The 16225-nt window shown below is 67.2% G+C and carries 15 protein-coding genes and 1 pseudogene; 7 read left to right on the forward strand and 9 right to left on the reverse strand.

The window, feature by feature from the left end:
• The first annotated feature begins 78 nt into the window (after window positions 1-78).
• Complete coding sequence (locus tag BM242_RS02055; protein WP_245833746.1) at window positions 79-660, forward strand: DUF4245 domain-containing protein; 582 nt, start codon at window positions 79-81, stop codon at window positions 658-660.
• A gap of 153 nt (window positions 661-813) precedes the next feature.
• On the opposite strand, the pseudogene BM242_RS02060 reads toward BM242_RS02055, so the two are convergent.
• Both BM242_RS02060 and xseA read right to left on the reverse strand, forming a co-directional pair.
• Window positions 814-1032: pseudogene (locus tag BM242_RS02060) on the reverse strand (exodeoxyribonuclease VII small subunit); the annotation flags it as partial.
• A gap of 109 nt (window positions 1033-1141) precedes the next feature.
• Window positions 1142-2362 carry an exodeoxyribonuclease VII large subunit gene (gene xseA / locus BM242_RS02065; protein WP_093836838.1) on the reverse strand — a complete coding sequence of 407 codons (1221 nt, stop codon included), beginning with the start codon at window positions 2360-2362 and terminating at the stop codon, window positions 1142-1144.
• 135 nt (window positions 2363-2497) lie between these two features.
• Here xseA and BM242_RS02070 point away from each other — a divergent pair, with 135 nt between their 5' ends.
• Window positions 2498-3484 (forward strand): 4-hydroxy-3-methylbut-2-enyl diphosphate reductase, encoded by a 987-nt coding sequence (locus BM242_RS02070; RefSeq protein WP_093836839.1) that lies wholly within the window; start codon window positions 2498-2500, stop codon window positions 3482-3484.
• A gap of 35 nt (window positions 3485-3519) precedes the next feature.
• Here BM242_RS02070 and BM242_RS29130 read toward each other — a convergent pair whose 3' ends face one another.
• The gene (locus tag BM242_RS29130; RefSeq protein ID WP_093836840.1) at window positions 3520-3921 is read right to left on the reverse strand and encodes a DUF6542 domain-containing protein; all 402 of its coding nucleotides are present in this window, start codon (window positions 3919-3921) and stop codon (window positions 3520-3522) included.
• A gap of 322 nt (window positions 3922-4243) precedes the next feature.
• Here BM242_RS29130 and ychF point away from each other — a divergent pair, with 322 nt between their 5' ends.
• From ychF to BM242_RS02100, 5 genes are all read left to right on the forward strand, one after another.
• Window positions 4244-5332: a redox-regulated ATPase YchF gene (gene ychF / locus BM242_RS02080; RefSeq protein WP_093836841.1), complete on the forward strand. Its 1089-nt coding sequence runs from the start codon at window positions 4244-4246 to the stop codon at window positions 5330-5332.
• A 302-nt stretch (window positions 5333-5634) separates the two neighbouring features.
• On the forward strand, window positions 5635-7263 hold the full coding sequence (locus BM242_RS02085; protein ID WP_217652347.1) for a site-specific DNA-methyltransferase: 1629 nt from the start codon (window positions 5635-5637) through the stop codon (window positions 7261-7263).
• 47 nt (window positions 7264-7310) lie between these two features.
• Window positions 7311-9737, forward strand: coding sequence for a DEAD/DEAH box helicase (locus BM242_RS02090; protein ID WP_281254658.1), 2427 nt, complete (start codon window positions 7311-7313; stop codon window positions 9735-9737).
• A gap of 242 nt (window positions 9738-9979) precedes the next feature.
• Complete coding sequence (locus BM242_RS02095; protein ID WP_245833747.1) at window positions 9980-11068, forward strand: DUF3644 domain-containing protein; 1089 nt, start codon at window positions 9980-9982, stop codon at window positions 11066-11068.
• A 159-nt stretch (window positions 11069-11227) separates the two neighbouring features.
• Window positions 11228-12085 (forward strand): hypothetical protein, encoded by an 858-nt coding sequence (locus BM242_RS02100; protein WP_093836845.1) that lies wholly within the window; start codon window positions 11228-11230, stop codon window positions 12083-12085.
• Here the strand turns inward: BM242_RS02100 and BM242_RS02105 are convergent.
• From BM242_RS02105 to BM242_RS02125, 6 genes are all read right to left on the reverse strand, one after another.
• On the reverse strand, window positions 12073-12930 hold the full coding sequence (locus BM242_RS02105) for an aldo/keto reductase (protein ID WP_093836846.1): 858 nt from the start codon (window positions 12928-12930) through the stop codon (window positions 12073-12075). The genes BM242_RS02100 and BM242_RS02105 overlap by 13 nt on opposite strands.
• A complete protein-coding gene (locus BM242_RS02110) occupies window positions 12864-14060 on the reverse strand; it encodes a JmjC domain-containing protein (protein WP_093836847.1) in 1197 nt (398 codons plus the stop codon). The genes BM242_RS02105 and BM242_RS02110 overlap by 67 nt, the downstream gene beginning before the upstream one ends.
• A gap of 85 nt (window positions 14061-14145) precedes the next feature.
• Window positions 14146-14313 (reverse strand): hypothetical protein, encoded by a 168-nt coding sequence (locus tag BM242_RS29135; RefSeq protein ID WP_175541212.1) that lies wholly within the window; start codon window positions 14311-14313, stop codon window positions 14146-14148.
• 156 nt (window positions 14314-14469) lie between these two features.
• Window positions 14470-14787 (reverse strand): hypothetical protein, encoded by a 318-nt coding sequence (locus tag BM242_RS02115; RefSeq protein WP_093836848.1) that lies wholly within the window; start codon window positions 14785-14787, stop codon window positions 14470-14472.
• Window positions 14781-15200, reverse strand: a complete 420-nt coding sequence (locus BM242_RS02120) for an ATP-binding protein (protein WP_093836849.1) — start codon at window positions 15198-15200, stop codon at window positions 14781-14783. Before BM242_RS02120 ends, BM242_RS02115 begins: the two co-directional genes overlap by 7 nt.
• A gap of 164 nt (window positions 15201-15364) precedes the next feature.
• Window positions 15365-16213, reverse strand: a complete 849-nt coding sequence (locus tag BM242_RS02125; RefSeq protein WP_093836850.1) for a helix-turn-helix domain-containing protein — start codon at window positions 16211-16213, stop codon at window positions 15365-15367.
• Between the last annotated feature and the right edge of the window lie 12 nt (window positions 16214-16225).

The following is a 16225-nucleotide window of genomic DNA, read 5'->3' on the forward strand; positions in this document are numbered from 1 at the left end:
TCCGTTGGGGGGTAAGGGTGTGGGGGCCGCCCCGGGGGCGGCTGCGGGGCACCGTCCGGCATGGGCCACCATGGAGGGGTGGCAAGCGACACCGGAACCACCGCCCCGGGGCGGCCCAGGCTGAAGACCGTCCGGGACATGGTGCTGTCCATGGCCGTGATCCTGGCGGGAGCGCTGGCGATCTATCTGGCACAGCCCTTCGAGAACCCGGGCGGCCAGGCCGTGCCCACCGTGGACTTCCGGGTGGAGGCCAACACCGCGGCGCGCGCCGCACCGTACGCCCTGCTGGTGCCCGAGCCGCTGCCGGAGGGCTGGCGGGCCACCTCCGCCCGCTATGACGGCGACGGCGAGCACGGCGCCACCTGGCGGCTGAACCTCATGGACGAGGACGAGCAGTACGCCGCGCTGGCCCAGACCGACGGCCCCGCCGGGCCCTTTGTGGCCTGGCTCACCGAGGAGGCCCGGGCCACCGACGAGACCCGCACCGCGGGCGGCCGGGAGTGGACCGTCCACACGGGTGACAAGTATCACGCGCTGGTGAGCGAGGCCGCCCCGGGCTCCCCGGACGCCCCGGTGACGGTGCTCACCGGCACCGTCTCCCCGGACCGGCTGGCCGGCCTGGCGGCGGCGCTCACCGTGCACCGGCCGCCGTCCGGCTGAACCGCCCGGCTGAACCGCCCGGCGACACCGCCGGGGGCGGCCGGCGGCCCCTCAGCCCCGGCCGTCCTCCCCGGCCTCGGCCTCGGCCCGCACCGTCTCGAACTCCGCCTCCGCCACCCGCTCCACGGTCCGGCTGACCACCACCGACTCCATCCCGGCGTCGGCTCCGGCGTCCGCCGCCAGCGCGGCGTCCAGCCGGGCCCGGGCGCCCTCCAGCCAGTGCCGGCAGATCCGGGCCAGCTCCTCGCCGCGCTCCCACAGCGCCAGCGACTCCTCCAGGGTGGCGCCGCCGGCCTCCAGCCGCCGCACCACCTCGATCAGCTCGTCCCGCGCCTGCTCGTACCCGAGCGCCGGCTCCTCCTCGGCCGCCATCTCCCGCTTCCGGTCCTCGTTCTCCGCCCGATCCGCCGTGTCAGCCATGCCCGCCACCCTAAGCGCCCCTGCCCCGATCGCCGTGGGACGCCGCCGCCGGCCCCGGCCGTCACTGCTCGCCGCGCGGCCGGGCCACCACCGGGAACTCACCCTCGGCCACCCGGGCGCGCAGCCGCTCGCCCTCCGCGACCTGGGCCGCCCGGCGCACCACCGCGCCGTCCGGCCGCTGGAGCACGGCATAGCCGCGCCGCAGGGTGGCCGCGGGGGAGAGCGCCACCACCCGGGCCAGGGTGTGCGACAGCTCGGAATCCGCCCGGTCCAGCAGATGGCCCAGCACCCGGCGACCGCGCTCCACCACCGCGGTGAGCTGCTCCTCGCGGGCCTGGACCATGCGGTACGGCTCGGCCAGCACCGGCCGGCCCAGCGCCCCGGCCAGCCCGCGCTCCTCCCGGTCCAGAAACGTCTCCACCGCCCGCCGGGAACGCTCCCGCAGCTGGTCCACCCGGGCCAGCTCCTCCCCGACGTCCGGCACCACGCGCTTGGCCGCGTCGGTGGGGGTGGAGGCGCGCAGATCCGCCACCAGATCCAGCAGCGGGGAATCCGGCTCATGGCCGATGGCCGACACCACCGGGGTGGTACAGGCGGCCACCGCCCGCACCAGATGCTCGTCCGAGAACGGCAGCAGATCCTCCACACTGCCCCCGCCCCGGGCCACGATGATCACGTCCACCGCCGGATCGGCGTCCAGCTCCCGCACCGCGGCCGTCACCTGGCTGACCGCGTGCACCCCCTGGACCGCCACATTGCGCACCGCGAACCGCACCGCCGGCCACCGCCGCCGGGCGTTGAGCAGCACATCCCGCTCGGCCGCCGAGGCCCGGCCGGTGACCAGCCCCACGCACCGCGGCAGAAACGGCGGGCGGCGCTTGCGGCCGGCCGCGAACAGGCCCTCCGCGGCCAGCTCCCGCTTCAGCCGCTCCAGCCGCAGCAGCAGCTCCCCCATACCGACCGGCCGGATCTCCGTCACCCGCAGCGAGAGCTGCCCGCGCGGCGCGTACCACTCGGGACGGCCGCAGACCACCACCCGCGAGCCCTCGGCGACCGAATCCGCCACCCGGTCGAAGACCTGGCGGAAGCAGGTCACGGTGAGCGAGATGTCCTGCGCGGGATCGCGCAGCACCAGAAAGACCACGCCCGCGCCCGGCCGCCGGCTTATCTGGGTGATCTGCCCCTCCGCCCAGACCGCGCCCAGCCGGCTGATCCAGTCGCCGATCAGCCGCGAGACCCGGCCGACCGGGACCGGTGCGTCGGGAGACGTCTGCAGAGCCATGTGCCCAACCTAGCGCCCGCCACCGACACCCCGGGCGGCCCCGGCCCGGGGTGCGTGAGGCCCCCGTTGAACGGCTGCCGGCGGCCCCGGGCACCGGGGCGCGGCCCCGCCCCGTGCCCCCTTACGATGGAGCGCATGACTGCTCCCACCGGCCGCCGCCGCGTCCTGCTCGCCGCGCCCCGCGGCTACTGCGCGGGCGTGGACCGCGCCGTGATCGCCGTCGAGAAGGCCCTCGAACAGTACGGACCCCCGATCTACGTCCGCCACGAGATCGTGCACAACAAGTACGTCGTGCAGACCCTGGAGCGAAAGGGCGCCATCTTCGTCGAGGAGACCTCCGAGGTCCCCCCGGGCGAGATCGTGATCTTCTCCGCGCACGGGGTGGCCCCCGAGGTGCACCGGGAGGCCGAGCGCGGCCGGCTCGCCAGTATCGACGCCACCTGCCCGCTGGTCACCAAGGTGCACAAGGAAGCGGTGCGTTACGCCCGCGAGGACTACGACATCCTGCTCATCGGCCACGAGGGCCACGAGGAGGTGATCGGCACCTCCGGCGAGGCCCCCGAGCACATCCAGCTGGTGGACGGCCCGCAGGACGTGGCCAACGTCCAGGTCCGGGATCCGGACAGGGTCGTCTGGCTGTCCCAGACCACCCTGTCGGTGGACGAGACCATGGAGACCGTGGACGGGCTGAAGCAGCGCTTCCCCAACCTGCTCTCCCCGCCCAGCGACGACATCTGCTACGCCACCCAGAACCGCCAGACCGCCATCAAGCAGGTGGCCGCCGGCTCCGAGCTGGTGCTGGTGGTCGGCTCCCGCAACTCCTCCAACTCCAACCGCATGGTGGAGGTGGCGCTCGGCGCCGGGGCGGATGCCGCTTATCTGGTCGACAACGCCTCGGAGATCGACGAGTCCTGGCTGGAGGGCGTGACCACGGTCGGCCTGTCCTCCGGCGCCTCGGTCCCCGAGGTGCTGGTCGAGGAGGTGCTGGCCTGGCTCACCGAGCGCGGCTGGGCCGATGTGGAGCTCGTCCAGCCGGTGGCCGAGCACATCCAGTTCTCGCTGCCCAAGGAACTGCGCCGGGATCTGCGCGCCGAGGCCGCCGCCAGGGCCGCGGCCGGCTGAGGGCCGGCTGAGGGCCGGCGCGGGCGGCCGTCCGGTCAGGCCCGGCCGGCGGCGCCCGCTGCGCCGGCCGCCGCCAGCACCGCCCGGCGGCGCCGCCGCCGGGCCGCGGCCCGGCGCACCCCGCGCACCAGCACCACGACCAGCGTCAGCAGGGTGCCGGCGAACAGCCAGGGCGCGTGCAGCGCCAGATAGGTCACCACCCCGGTGCCCTCGCCGGTGGCCAGCACGCCCAGCGCAAAGGCGATCGGCGCGGCCACCGGGGCACAGATCAGATCGGCCGGCCGCACCCAGAGCGCGCTGGCCCAGCCCACCGCCAGGAACAGCACGCCGTAGCAGGCGGGGGCGCCGCCCAGCAGCACGCTCAGCCAGCCCGCCGCGGACATGGCCGCGCAGGCCAGCACGCCGCAGCCCAGGCCGGTCAGCCTGGGCCGGGGCATCCTGGCCAGCGGCCGTGCCGCGGGAGGTCTGCGGCGGCCCGCGGCCGGGCGCGGGCGGCGCGGGTCCGGGGGCCGGGCCGCGGGGCGTGGCACTCCCGGGTGCACGGCGACCTGCTGTGGCCGAGGGTGACGGGTTGTGCGCGTACTGTACTCCACGCCCACCAACGTACGGTCCGGTGCCGGCGCATCCCGCACAGGGACACGCCCTTTTCGTCCTATTGTGTTCCTGCTGGTCCTCCGTTCTGCCGCCGTCCCGCCGTCCGCCCCAGCCCGTAGAATGAGGCGTCGCCCGTCGTCCCCCGAGCCTTCCGGGAAGTCCCACGTGTCGCTCACGATCGGAATCGTCGGCCTGCCCAATGTCGGCAAGTCGACCCTCTTCAACGCCCTGACCAAGAACGACGTGCTGGCGGCCAATTACCCGTTCGCCACCATCGAGCCCAACATCGGCGTGGTCGGCGTCCCGGACCCGCGGCTGGCCCGGCTGGCGGAGATCTTCCACTCCGAGCGGGTGCTGCCCGCCACCGTGGACTTCGTGGACATCGCGGGAATCGTGCGCGGCGCCAGCGAGGGCGAGGGCCTGGGCAACAAGTTCCTCCACCACATCCGCGAGTCGGATGCGATCTGCCAGGTCATCCGGGCCTTCAAGGACGAGAACGTGGTCCATGTGGAGGGCCGGGTCTCGCCCAAGGAGGACATCGACACCATCAACACCGAGCTGATCCTGGCCGATCTGCAGACCATCGAGAAGGTCCTGCCCCGGCTGGAGAAGGAGGCCCGGGTCAAGAAGGACCGCCAGCCCGTCGCCCAGGCGGTGCAGCAGGCCAAGGCCATCCTGGAGGAGGGCCGCACCCTCTTCTCCGCCGGCATCCGCCAGGGCACCGAGGCCGCCGCTCCCCTGCACGAGCTGCACCTGCTCACCGTCAAGCCGTTCCTCTACGTCTTCAACGTGGACGAGGAGGAGCTGACCGACGAGCCCTTCAAGGAGGAGGCCCGCGCCCTGGTGGCCCCGGCCGAGGCGGTGTTCCTCAACGCCAAGCTGGAGTCCGAGCTGGCCGAGCTGGACGACGAGGACGCCATGGAGCTGCTCCAGTCGGTCGGCCAGGAGGAGCCCGGCCTCTCCACCCTGGCCCGGGCCGGCTTCGAGACCCTGGGCCTGACCACCTACCTCACCGCCGGCCCCAAGGAATCCCGCGCCTGGACCATCAGGAAGGGCGCCACCGCCCCCGAGGCGGCCGGCGTGATCCACACCGACTTCCAGAAGGGCTTCATCAAGGCCGAGGTCATCTCCTTCGACGACCTGGTGGCCGCCGGCTCCGTCCCCGAGGCCCGCGCCCGCGGCAAGGCCCGCATGGAGGGCAAGGACTACGTGATGCGCGAGGACGACGTGGTGGAGTTCCGCTTCAACGTGTAGCGGGTTCCATAGCGCAACACTGACGACCTGGCAAACATGCAGGTCAGAGGGGGTCTGGCTCTTCGGGGGCAGGCCCCCTTTTCATGCCCGTGCTGACTTGGTGCTGACCTGTAGGCACCCGTCATCACCCCTCCGCATCCCTCCCGTGCTGGTTTGGTGCTGACTCTTGGGGGTGCTGACGCGGCACGGGACCTGCGGTGGGCCCGCGACAACGAAGTGGCCGGCGAAGCCGGTTGTACGGCGAGTGGCCCTCGCTGTCAGTCCCCGCCGGTACGCTTCCCAATGTCACGACAGTTGGAGGAATGGACATGGGCACCTCGGGGCGTCTCAGCCTGTCTTGGATCAACAAAGACAGGTCGCTCATCAGCACCCAGGACGGCGGCTACGAGTGGGTGGACCGGGACGACTTCCGCGTGACCGAGACACGCCTCCTCCGTGATGTCGCGACCGTGGGTGAGGTGCACGACGATCTCAAGCGCGTCAAGGACAACCTACTGATCGCGGGAGATAGCGGGGACGCGCTCAGGGCGCTCACGAGGCTTCCGGAGTTCGCGAAGGAGTATCGAGGCAAGGTCAAGCTCGTCTACATCGACCCCCCGTTCAATACGGGTCAAGCTTTCGAGCATTACGACGACGGTGTGGAGCATTCCGTCTGGCTCACGATGATTCGCGAGCGACTTCTACTTATCCGTGATCTCCTTGCAGAAGACGGAAGTGTGTGGGTGCATCTCGATGACTCAGAAATGGCGTACTGCAAGGTACTCCTGGACGAGATCTTCGGGAGGTCCAATTTCGTTGCAACGGTTGTGTGGGAAACCGATGCGGGTAGGCGAAATGATACTGCCATCAGTACCGTGCAGGACTACATCCTGGTTTTTGCTAAGAACTGGAACGCGTGGCGTCCTACTAGGAATCTTCTCCCGAGATCTGCTGACCAGGAAAAGCGGTACAAGAACCCTGATAATGATCCGCGAGGGCCATGGCTACAGGGAGCCGATAGTACGGCGAAATCCGGATCAGATGCCATGCGCTACCCGGTCACCCTTCCTTCGGGGCGCATTGTTACGCCGCCGAGTGGCGTGTATTGGCGCTTTTCTAAGGAGAACTTCGAGCGCGCCCTCGCGGAGGGGCGCGTCTACTTCGGTAAAGATGGCGACAGGATGCCCATCGTTAAGAGGTATCTGTCGGAAGTCCAGGCAGGTGTAGTTCCTCGCACATGGTGGCCAGCCGCAGAGGTCGGCAGCAATATGGGTGCCAAGCGCGACCACATCCGAAAGATGTTCCCCGACGTTCCGGCCTTCGCCACGCCGAAGCCTGAAGGGCTCATGGAGCGTGTAATCACTATTGCATCGAACCCGGGCGATATTGTGCTTGATTGTTTCGGCGGATCGGGAACTACGGCAGCGGTCGCGCATAAAATGGGCAGGCGATGGGTAACTGTCGAGCGAGAGCACACAACCGTTGAAACATTTCTGCGACCTCGGCTTGAGATGGTTGTAAACGGTGAGGAGCCCGGTGGGGTAACCACCGCCGTTGGCTGGGAAAAGGGCGGAGGCTTCCGTTGTCTGGAGGTTGTCCCCTCCATGTACGAGCGCCTTGGCAACCGGGTGCTCCTCGCCCCATGGGCGGTTGGGGATGCCTTTGCCGAGGCTGCCTGCGCACAGATTCCTGGCTTTGAACTGGAACCCAACGCTGAGGCGCCGTTCGTCGGGCGCAAGGGCCGACAGCGTCTCGCAGTCGTCGATGGTCTGGTCTCGGAAGAATCAGTCCAGTCGATCGTCGACGCGCTGATTGGCGACGAGCGTGTACTCATCGTGGCCAAGAGTTACCTCCGCGAGGCGGCGAGGCTTCTAGAGAAGCTCAGCCCTGGCTCGCGTATCAAGAAGGCTCCCCAGGACCTGTTGGACATGAAGGGACGTGTGCTGCGTTGAGCTGGATCACATACGACCAGGCAGCGATTGAGGATCTGGCGAGCCGCATGAAGTTGCGGGACCCGAATCGTCGCGCCGTGGCCAAGGTCGTCGAGGAGATCCAGTCGGGGGACGGGCGGGAGGTCGTCTGTGACCTGGCGACTGGTGTGGGTAAGACGTACATCTGCCGGGGCCTAATCGACTACCTTGCCGATCAGGGCGTTCGTAACATCCTGATTGTCACTCCTGGCCGGACTATCCAAAGGAAGACGCTCACCAACTTCGAGGCCGGTCACCCGAAGTTCGTGCCGGGGGCCAACTACGAGCCCATCGTCATTACTCCCGAGAATTATGCTGGCGGCCGCGTTGGTGATGCACTGCACGATCCGGACGCTTTGAAGGTCTTCGTTTTCAACGTCCAGCTGCTGACCAAGCCGACCGTCAAGACCTCGCGCAGCACATACGAGACTGATGAGTTCATCGGTACTGCCCTGTATGAACACCTACGTTCGGTCGATGACTTGGTCGTCATCGCGGATGAGCATCACGTGTACCGGAGTGACGCGAAGAAGTTCCATGAGGCGGTTCGGGACCTCCAGCCGCGCGCGCTCGTGGGACTGACGGCGACTCCGGACGAGAAGGACCGCAAGGTGCCTGGTCGCATCGTCTTCCAGTACTCCCTTGCCGAGGCCATCGCCGACCAACTGGTCAAGGTCCCTGTCATCGTCTACCGCGAAGACGGGCACACCGACGTTCGCACTCAACTGGCAGACGCCTGCCATCTGCGCAAGGTGAAGGAAGAGACCACCCGGGAGTGGGCTGAGAGGAACGGGCGGCCCATGGTCAACCCAGTCCTCTTCGTGGTCTGCCAGAGCATCGAGGAAGCCACAGAGACCGCTGAGATTCTCGCCGGCCCCGGATTCATCGATGAGCCCGGTGCGGTGTTGCAGATCACCTCTGGCAGCAAAGACGACGCCCTCGAAGCCCTCGCTGGCATCGAGGACCCCGACTCTCCGGTCCGGGCCGTGGTCTCCGTTGACATGCTGAAGGAGGGGTGGGATGTCAAGAACATCAGTGTGATCGTTGCGCGACGTACTCTCGCCTCCCAGACCCTTACCGAGCAGATTCTTGGCCGTGGCCTTCGCCTTCCATATGGCGAGCGGGTCGGGTTCTCGATGGTTGACTGCGTCGACATCATCGCCCACGAGTCATATCGGCGGCTTCTGGACGCTAAGGAAGCCCTTCTCGAACACACGCTTCCGCAGAGGGCCGAGCCCGGCGGTACTTCGAAGGCCGGCACGGGCGCCGCGGCCAAAACTGGTGGCGCAAGTCCTCTGCCCGCTTACCACGAAGCCCAGACACAAGGGATGTTGGCGTTCACCGCCGATGCACCTGTCAGGGACGGCGGGTTCGGTACCGAAACTTCCGAGGCTGTCTACCTCGGCATGGCCGACATGGAGCACCGGCTTGCCGAAGCAGGGGTGGAGAAGAAGGACATCCAGCAGGTAATGAAGCCTGCGGAGGGGGCGCCAGCCATTAAGTTCCCCAGCAAGCGCCTGTTGGAGAAGCCGGACACCTACAGCTTGTCCTTCGTCAGCTCCGAGGCTGTCGCCGAGAAGGGGAAGCAGTTCAAGCACGAAATAGAGGTGGAACTGAAGCGCAAGGCGCTGAACGCCTCGCGGGGGCTGGATGGCACGGTAACTGTGCAGGCGGAGGACCAAAAGTCTGCTGTCGCGACTCAGCGCAGTTGGCCCATTTCGAAGGTCAGGGAGGACCTCGAAGAGAAGATCCTCAACTTGCCGCAGCTGAAGCTCACAGCTGATGAAGTAGAGGCCGCGCAGAAGATCGTGCACACGTTCCTCGGGGCGGCGATCGAAGTTGACGCAGAGGACAGCACGCCATGGGAAGAGGCTCGGGCAGAGCTTGCGTTGACCCAGCTGGAGAGGCTCGTGGTCTCCAGCTTCAAGCAAAAGCTTGCGAAGGTCGAGCACGAGATCGTGAAGGTGACCGTGCCTTCGCCTGCCCAGCCGTGGCCGGGGCAGACGATGCCTCAGATGCAGATGACCGACAAGGTGATCCGGGGCATGGGGTATACAGGCTGGGGCAGTTCGATTCTTCCGGTCGTTCACTTCGACGCGCTGTCCACGGAAGTCAAGCTCGCCAGGCTGATGGATGTCAGTCCCAAGGTCGACTGGTGGCTGCGGCTTGAGTCGCAAAGCGGAACGTACATCCAGCTCGACAACGGCTCGCGGTATTTCCCCGACTTCATCGCCATAGACAAGGACGGCGTGCACTGGCTTGTCGAGGGCAAGTCAAACGCGGAGGCGTCCAGTGAGTCCGTTCTGGCCAAGAAGGCCGCCGCCGAGGCTTGGGCGAAAGAAGTGACCGATCGTGGAGATTTCGGTACGTGGAAGTACCTGTTCGCCACTGAGGACCACCTGAGTCAGGCGAACAGCTGGGACACCCTGCTGACGGTCACGGGTGCCCGAGGATAGAACTTGGAGGATGGCGGAAGAGCCCCGGTCGTTCAGAGCGGGGCTCTTCCGCATTTTCGGCGTGCAGCGAAGGCCATGTTTCGGCGCCCCCTCTGCACCTCTCCCATGCTGGGTTGGTGCTGACTCGCGGGACGTCTCGGCGGAGGCCGCGAATCCGCTTGCTTAGGAGTGGATGTTGGTGTGATCCTTCGACTGGATGAAGGGTACATCACATGGCATACCCCCGCTGGCACCACATGCTCATGGAGTCGCAGAGACATGCCCTCAAAGCGGTCGATGAGTGGAACTGCTCAAATGGCAATTATGGTGACTTTCTGACGCATATGCACAAGGCGTGGCATTACTTGCTGCATGCAGAGTTCCGCAAAGGCGAGATCGACTATCATTACAAAGATTCCAAGACCGGCCAGTACCAGATGATCGACGGCGAGCCGAAGGCGTGGGATCTGGAGAAGTGTTTGAAGGAGCGCTACCCCGACAGCGGTGATCCAGTGCGCTTGAATGCTGAACTTTTTGTGGCACTCCGAAACAAGGTGGAGCACCGGTACGAGCACAACCTGAAGATCGCCACGGGAGGTAAGGCGCAGGCGCTCGTCATGAACTACGAGCAGGAGATGGTGGCCCATTTCGGCATCAAGTACAGTCTCGCCGATCGGCTCCGCTTCCCGATCTCTCTTCAGGCGCTCACTGCTGAGGGTCGTGAGCAGCTTCGGGCCGCCGCGAAGAAGTTGCCGCAGCAGGCCCGCGACCTTGTAGCGAAGTTCGAAGCGGCCATCGACCCGTCCGTACTGGACGATCTCAAGTACGACTACCGCGTCCGGCTCGTACCCATCGTCGGCTCGAAGACTGATGCCGACTTGGCGATCAACTTCGTCAAGCTCGATGAGCTGAGCGAGGATGAGCGCCAGGTCATGGTTGAGGCGGGCCGCCAGGGGACGGTCATCATCAGGGATCGCCATGTCGAGGTGGCGGACAAGGCGAAACTGCGCGCGAAGCAGGTCGCTGCCCTTGTTGAAGAGCAACTGCCGTTCGAATTCAGTCCGTTCAGTGAGCACCTTGAGATGTGGCAGCGGTTGAACGTACGCCCCGCGAAGAATTCCGGTGATCCCTACTCCACCGATGCGAGGTACTGCGTGTACAGCGAGGCGTTCAATGCCTACCTCTACACGCCGGCCTGGGTGAAACGGATCATCAAGGAGATAGGCAGTATCGAGAAGTACAGGGCCTTCTTCGGTCGTGAGCCCCGTATGAAGAGGATGACCAAGCTGCCGAGACAGGGGGGAGCGTCTTCGGAGTCGAACAGCAGCGAGCCGCACGGTAGGACAGCCTGATGAAGAAGGTCTTGGACGGGAAGATCCTCATGCGCTGTACGAGCCAATGTCGCGTGTTGCGCGAAGAGACGGTGTCGGCCTGCCGGAGAACCTCCGCAGATACCGCCGCATTGACCGACATGAGCCTGTGCGAGTTGTCCCGGTGCTACGGTCGCGCGTATGACGCTCTCGGTATCAACAACTCGTGCCGTTGACCTTCGGGTTGAGTCCGTAGATGAAGTTCTTGATTGCGTGGAGCGGTCGCTTCAGACACGCATGGATCGGGACACCGTCGTACGGAAGCGCCGCTCGGTCGGGGCGCGGACGGACCGTGATACGTGGGTACGTATCGAGAGGCGAGGGCTCGACAAGATCGGCGTCCAGGGCTGGAACGGCACCGAGTGCGCTGCTCGGCTGAAGGGCATTGCTCAGCCTGCGTGGCAGGGATGCGTGGTCTGGCGGGACGCGAGCGAGCCGGTGATGTGGCGGGCCGACGAGACTGAGCTTCTGCCGGGGATGCCGATTGGCACTGCCGTACTGAGCGAGGACCCGAAGCTGCCGGATGAGTGGTGGCAGGCGTTCAACGCCTCACTGGACGCGCTTGCGGCTCAGGACACGAGGCGCGTCGCCACGCCGGACACCGTCACCGTCACGCAGGCCCTCGTCACCGAGTCCATCCATAGTGTGTTCTCGGGTGACTTCGACACGACGGTTGAGCGGTGGGTGCCAGCCCACGCGGATCTCAACTGGGCCAACATGACGGCACCCACGTTCAGCCTCTTCGACTGGGAAGATTGGGGGAACGCGCCACGTGGGCTGGACTCCGCTTCGCTGTGGGGAAGCTCGCTTGCCGTCCCGGCTCTGGCCGATCGCGTGCGGCAAGAGCGGCGCCGTGACTTCGAGAGCCGGGACGGCAAGCTGATGACGCTGTTCGTGTGCTCGAAGATCCTCGGGCCGGATGCGTACCCGGAGGACCCTCGGCTGGAGCCGGCACGCCGCATGGCCGAACAGATCGTTGCGGTGCTTCAGACGGGCTGACCGTGCGACCGGCCTCGGAGGAGGCTCCGGTATTGGTGGATCGCCTGCTCGTCGACCTCGCCAGCCAGAGCACCGATCAGTTCGCCCAGATGGGCGGGTTCGTCGGTGCCTACGGCAATGCTGTCGACTTGGGGGAGGCGGTAGGCGGCCCGGAAGGCCGCCTGTACGCGGGAGAGTCCGGCGCCGCCTCGGAGAAAGACGCGGGGGTCGATCCTGTCCCACACGGGGGCGTCCGTGCTGCCTCCGAACGGGCTCATGCCCCACACCATGCTGCCGCCCATTCCCAGCGCCTCAGCGAGGGCATCCGCGGCGTCGAGTGTTCTGATGCCGACCAGTAGGCCGGCACGGACCATGAGGACGGACGGCTTCGGCGTGGTCGCGTCGATCAGCTCCGGCAGTGGTGACGGGTCCCAAGACGCGATGCCCCAGGCCCCGCATATTCCCTGTCTCGCGGAGTCGGCGAGGGCGGCGCACGCCAAGGTCAGAACATCCCGATTGTGAGGAGCGGCTTCTTGGAGCGAGTGTTCCGGGTTGTGCAGGAACACCACGTCTGGCTCTCGTCCGAGGTTCCGGGCCGCCTCTTCTACGGCCCCGTACAGCCGAGTGGGGTCCAGGGAGTGCTCCGCCCGGTCTGCCCTCGGGAAGTAGCCCACCTTCGTGGAGAGCGTGAAGTTCGGCAGCAGATCGCTGGCGATCCCTGCAAGGACCTCATGCGAGCGGAAGCCGAGGTAGTTGGCGCTGGTGTCGATCGCCGTGACGCCGAGGTCCAGTGCTCCGGTCAGGAGACGGCGTTCGTGACGAGACCGGTGTAGCCCGAGGACAACTCGGGGGTCAGAGTCGCGCATATCTCCTCCTTCACGAGGATCTCGGCCACCTCCGCGACTTCGGCCCCGACGACGGTCGCCGCCTGGTCCAGCGGGACCGGCTTGCCGCTCAGCAGCAGACGCAGTGCGGGCACGGCCTTGGCCGTGAGGGTGATCTTCTTCCCCGAGGCCACGACGTCGACGGTCTCGCCGTTCTCGCGGATCTGGGGCGGGAAGTGGGTGGTGCACGCCACGGCGTCGAGCGGTCCCAGGATGTCGAGGAACGGCACGTGCCGGGGGAGCGCCGTCGCCTGTTCGTACGCGGCAAGGAAGTCGGCTGGGGAGCGCTCGCCGATCAGCCGGACGGCTGCCTCGGTCAGGGCCTGAGTGCCGCTCCCGTGCGCGCGATCCAGGTCGTGCCGGAAGATCTCGTGCTCTCGGCACCAGTCGCCCAGCCATGCGAGCCAGCTCGCTCCCGTGCGCTTGGTGATCCCGAACGTGACGTGCAGGCTCTTCCCCGATCCGTGGCCGTTGCGCGTCGCCTGGTGCCAGTGGCCTCGGGGGATGTGCATCACGTCGCCGGTCTTCATGACGCCGGCCCAGACGATTTCTTCAGTCGGAGTGTTGTTGGGGTCGGAATCGCGGTACATGGGGACTTCGCGGGAGGTTCCGCGTACCTCCCACTTCTTCTCGCCAGCGAGCTGGATGATCACGACGTCGTGGTCGTCCCAGTGCAGCGGGAAGCCCGCGGCGTCGTTCGTCGTCAGATACGCGTTGACCTGCACCCGCTCGTGGGACCACCACTGCAATGCCCGGCAGGCGACTTCCATCGTCGGGTCGAAGACATTGACCTGGTCGAGGATGAGCGTCGCGCCTTCCCCCAGCAGCCTGCCCAGGCTGCGCATGTTGACCATGGGGATGCTCTGGCCCCGGGGGCTGACGGTGTCGGTGTAGTAGATGGCTGGGTGGACTTCCTCGCCCTTCTGGAAGCACCGGAACTGCGGGCGGTTCAGGCTCCTGCGCATGGCGATGTCGAGCAAGCGGTTCGGGGTCAGGATGCGGGAGACGAGGGCGGGGTCGTCGATGCTTCCCCGCACGAAGCCCTTGCCGAGCTCATCCACTCCGTTCCACCCGAGCGCCGTCTCGATGGCGTTGATCAACTGGTGTTCCATCACTGCCTCCTCATGAGTTCGACCACGTGACGCAGCTGCGGCGGGGGCCCGCACGGCGGACCGCGCGGACCCCCGCCGCCTTGTGCTACTCGATGTCGGTCAGGTTGCCGTCACCGCCCGGCCACGGGGCATCGCCGGAACTCCCGGCGTTGTCGGACCGGAGGCTGTCGTACCGGTCGTGGACGGCGGTCAGTTCCTCTACCGCCACCAGGAGGCCACTCGGGGTCGGCGGCGGTGTCGTGCTCTCTGCCACCTCGTGCTCCTTCCTCTTCGGTTCTCCCGGCCGTGTCCGGCCGGGCTCGTCTGATGGAGCTGTGCTGTGCATGGCGCCGGGGTACCTCGGGGGGAAGTCCCCCGGTGCCGTTCCCGGCCGGTGCTGTCCTTCGGTCGTCGGCCGGGAGCCTGTGGGTTACAGGGAGGTGCGCAGGCCCTCCAGGACGCGGGTGAGGAGCGCCACGTCAGGGGTGAGTGAGTCGACGGCTGCCCGGCCCTCCTCGAACCAGCGGCCGAGGAGCTGACGCCACGTAGCCTCGGCGCGGAGGACTTCCGCACGGATCTCGCCCAAAGCCAGGTCGGCCTCGGTCCGCAGCCGGACGAGGTCGGAGGGCGTCAGACGCAGGGACGTCACAGTGATCGTGTCACCACCACGTCGGGGCACCGCCAGCTCGACGCACTGCGCCGGGTCGCCGTCCAGTTCTTCTTCGGGAAGCAGCCGGAGGGTCAGCATGTGGGGACCTCCAGCTCCGACCAGACCGTCTTGCCCCAGCGGTGCCGGTCGTAGCCCCACCGGACGCTCAGCACGTCAACGAGGAACAGGCCGCGACCTTCTTCGGCGTCGTCGGCGGGGCTGGCCATGTCGGGGACTGTGCGCGACTTGTCGGTGACCGCGATCTTCACGCGGTGTGGTGCGGGCTGGCTGACGGTGACCCGGAGCAGACGGCACGGGGTGTGCTGGGCGGAGTTGCCGACGAGTTCGGAGACGACCAGCGTGGCCGTGTCCACCAGGTTGCCTATGCCCCAGGTGTTGAGGGCGGCACTAATGAGCAGGCGCGCACGGCGTGCGGATTCCGGCTCGCACGGCATCGTCTCGCTGTAGCCGGGTGCGCCGATCGAGGCGGGTCTGGCGGCGGTCGTCGTCACGGGGTCATCCCTCCGATGGGACGGCCCAGCCCGGCTACGAGGGCGTGGGGCTGGGCCTCTCCTCCACTGCCGCCGGCACGGGGAGCCTGGCCTTCCGGCGACGTCAACGACCGTACGAAGCCCGTGAGATCGGGCTCAACGAAATTGCGGGTTATTGCGGAACGTCATCTGAGGGCGCTGACTGCCGAGTTGATGAGGGCGCGAGCGTGGTCGCCGTAGACGGCCATCTTCGCGAGTTCGGCGAACGCCTTGCGGTAGTCGGCGATTTCGCGCGGTTGCCTGATGTTGATCTCGGCGGTCAGGGTCTCCACCACGGCGTGGGCGTCGTCGAAGACGTAGAACGCCTCCAGGGGCCAGATGACGCGCTGGGCAGTGAAGGGGATGACACCGAGCGAGACCGAGGGCAGTGGCAGGACGTCAAGCAGGTGCCGGAGCTGGTTCGCCATCGTCTCCCGGTCGCCGATCCGCGAGCGCAGAACCCACTCCTCCAACAGCACGACGAAGCGGTGGCCTCCCTCGTACAGGAACCGACTACGGGCGAGGCGGGCGGCGACGGCCTCGGCGACGTCGTTGGGAGTTCCCTGGAAGTCGGTGATCGACTGCATGAGGGCGGTGGCGAAGTCGGCGGTCTGGAAGAACCCGGGAACGGCGTTGGAGCAGTACACGCGGCACACAGCCGCTTGCTCGTGGAGGGTGTAGAAGTCCTCTTGGACCTTGCGCATGCCGTTCTTGTGGATGCGCCGCCACTCCACATACATGGAGTCGACCGCCCGCGCCGTGGCGATCAGATCCTCTGTCTGGTCCTCCGCTCCACAGGCCGCGCACCAGGCCCTGATGTCCGCGTCGGAGGGTGCGGCCTCGCCCTTTTGGATGCGGGTCGTCTTCGCCGGGTGCCAGCCGCACCGGGAGGAGAGCTCCTTCCCGGTGAGGCCGGCGTCCTGGCGAAGGTGCTGCAGGCGCTTCGCGAGGGCTTCACGCGCCGCCTGGGCGCTGGACGAGGGGGAGGCGGGCATGGGGTCGTGCGG

Source organism: Streptomyces aidingensis (assembly GCF_900112355.1).
Classification (GTDB): domain Bacteria; phylum Actinomycetota; class Actinomycetes; order Streptomycetales; family Streptomycetaceae; genus Streptomyces; species Streptomyces aidingensis.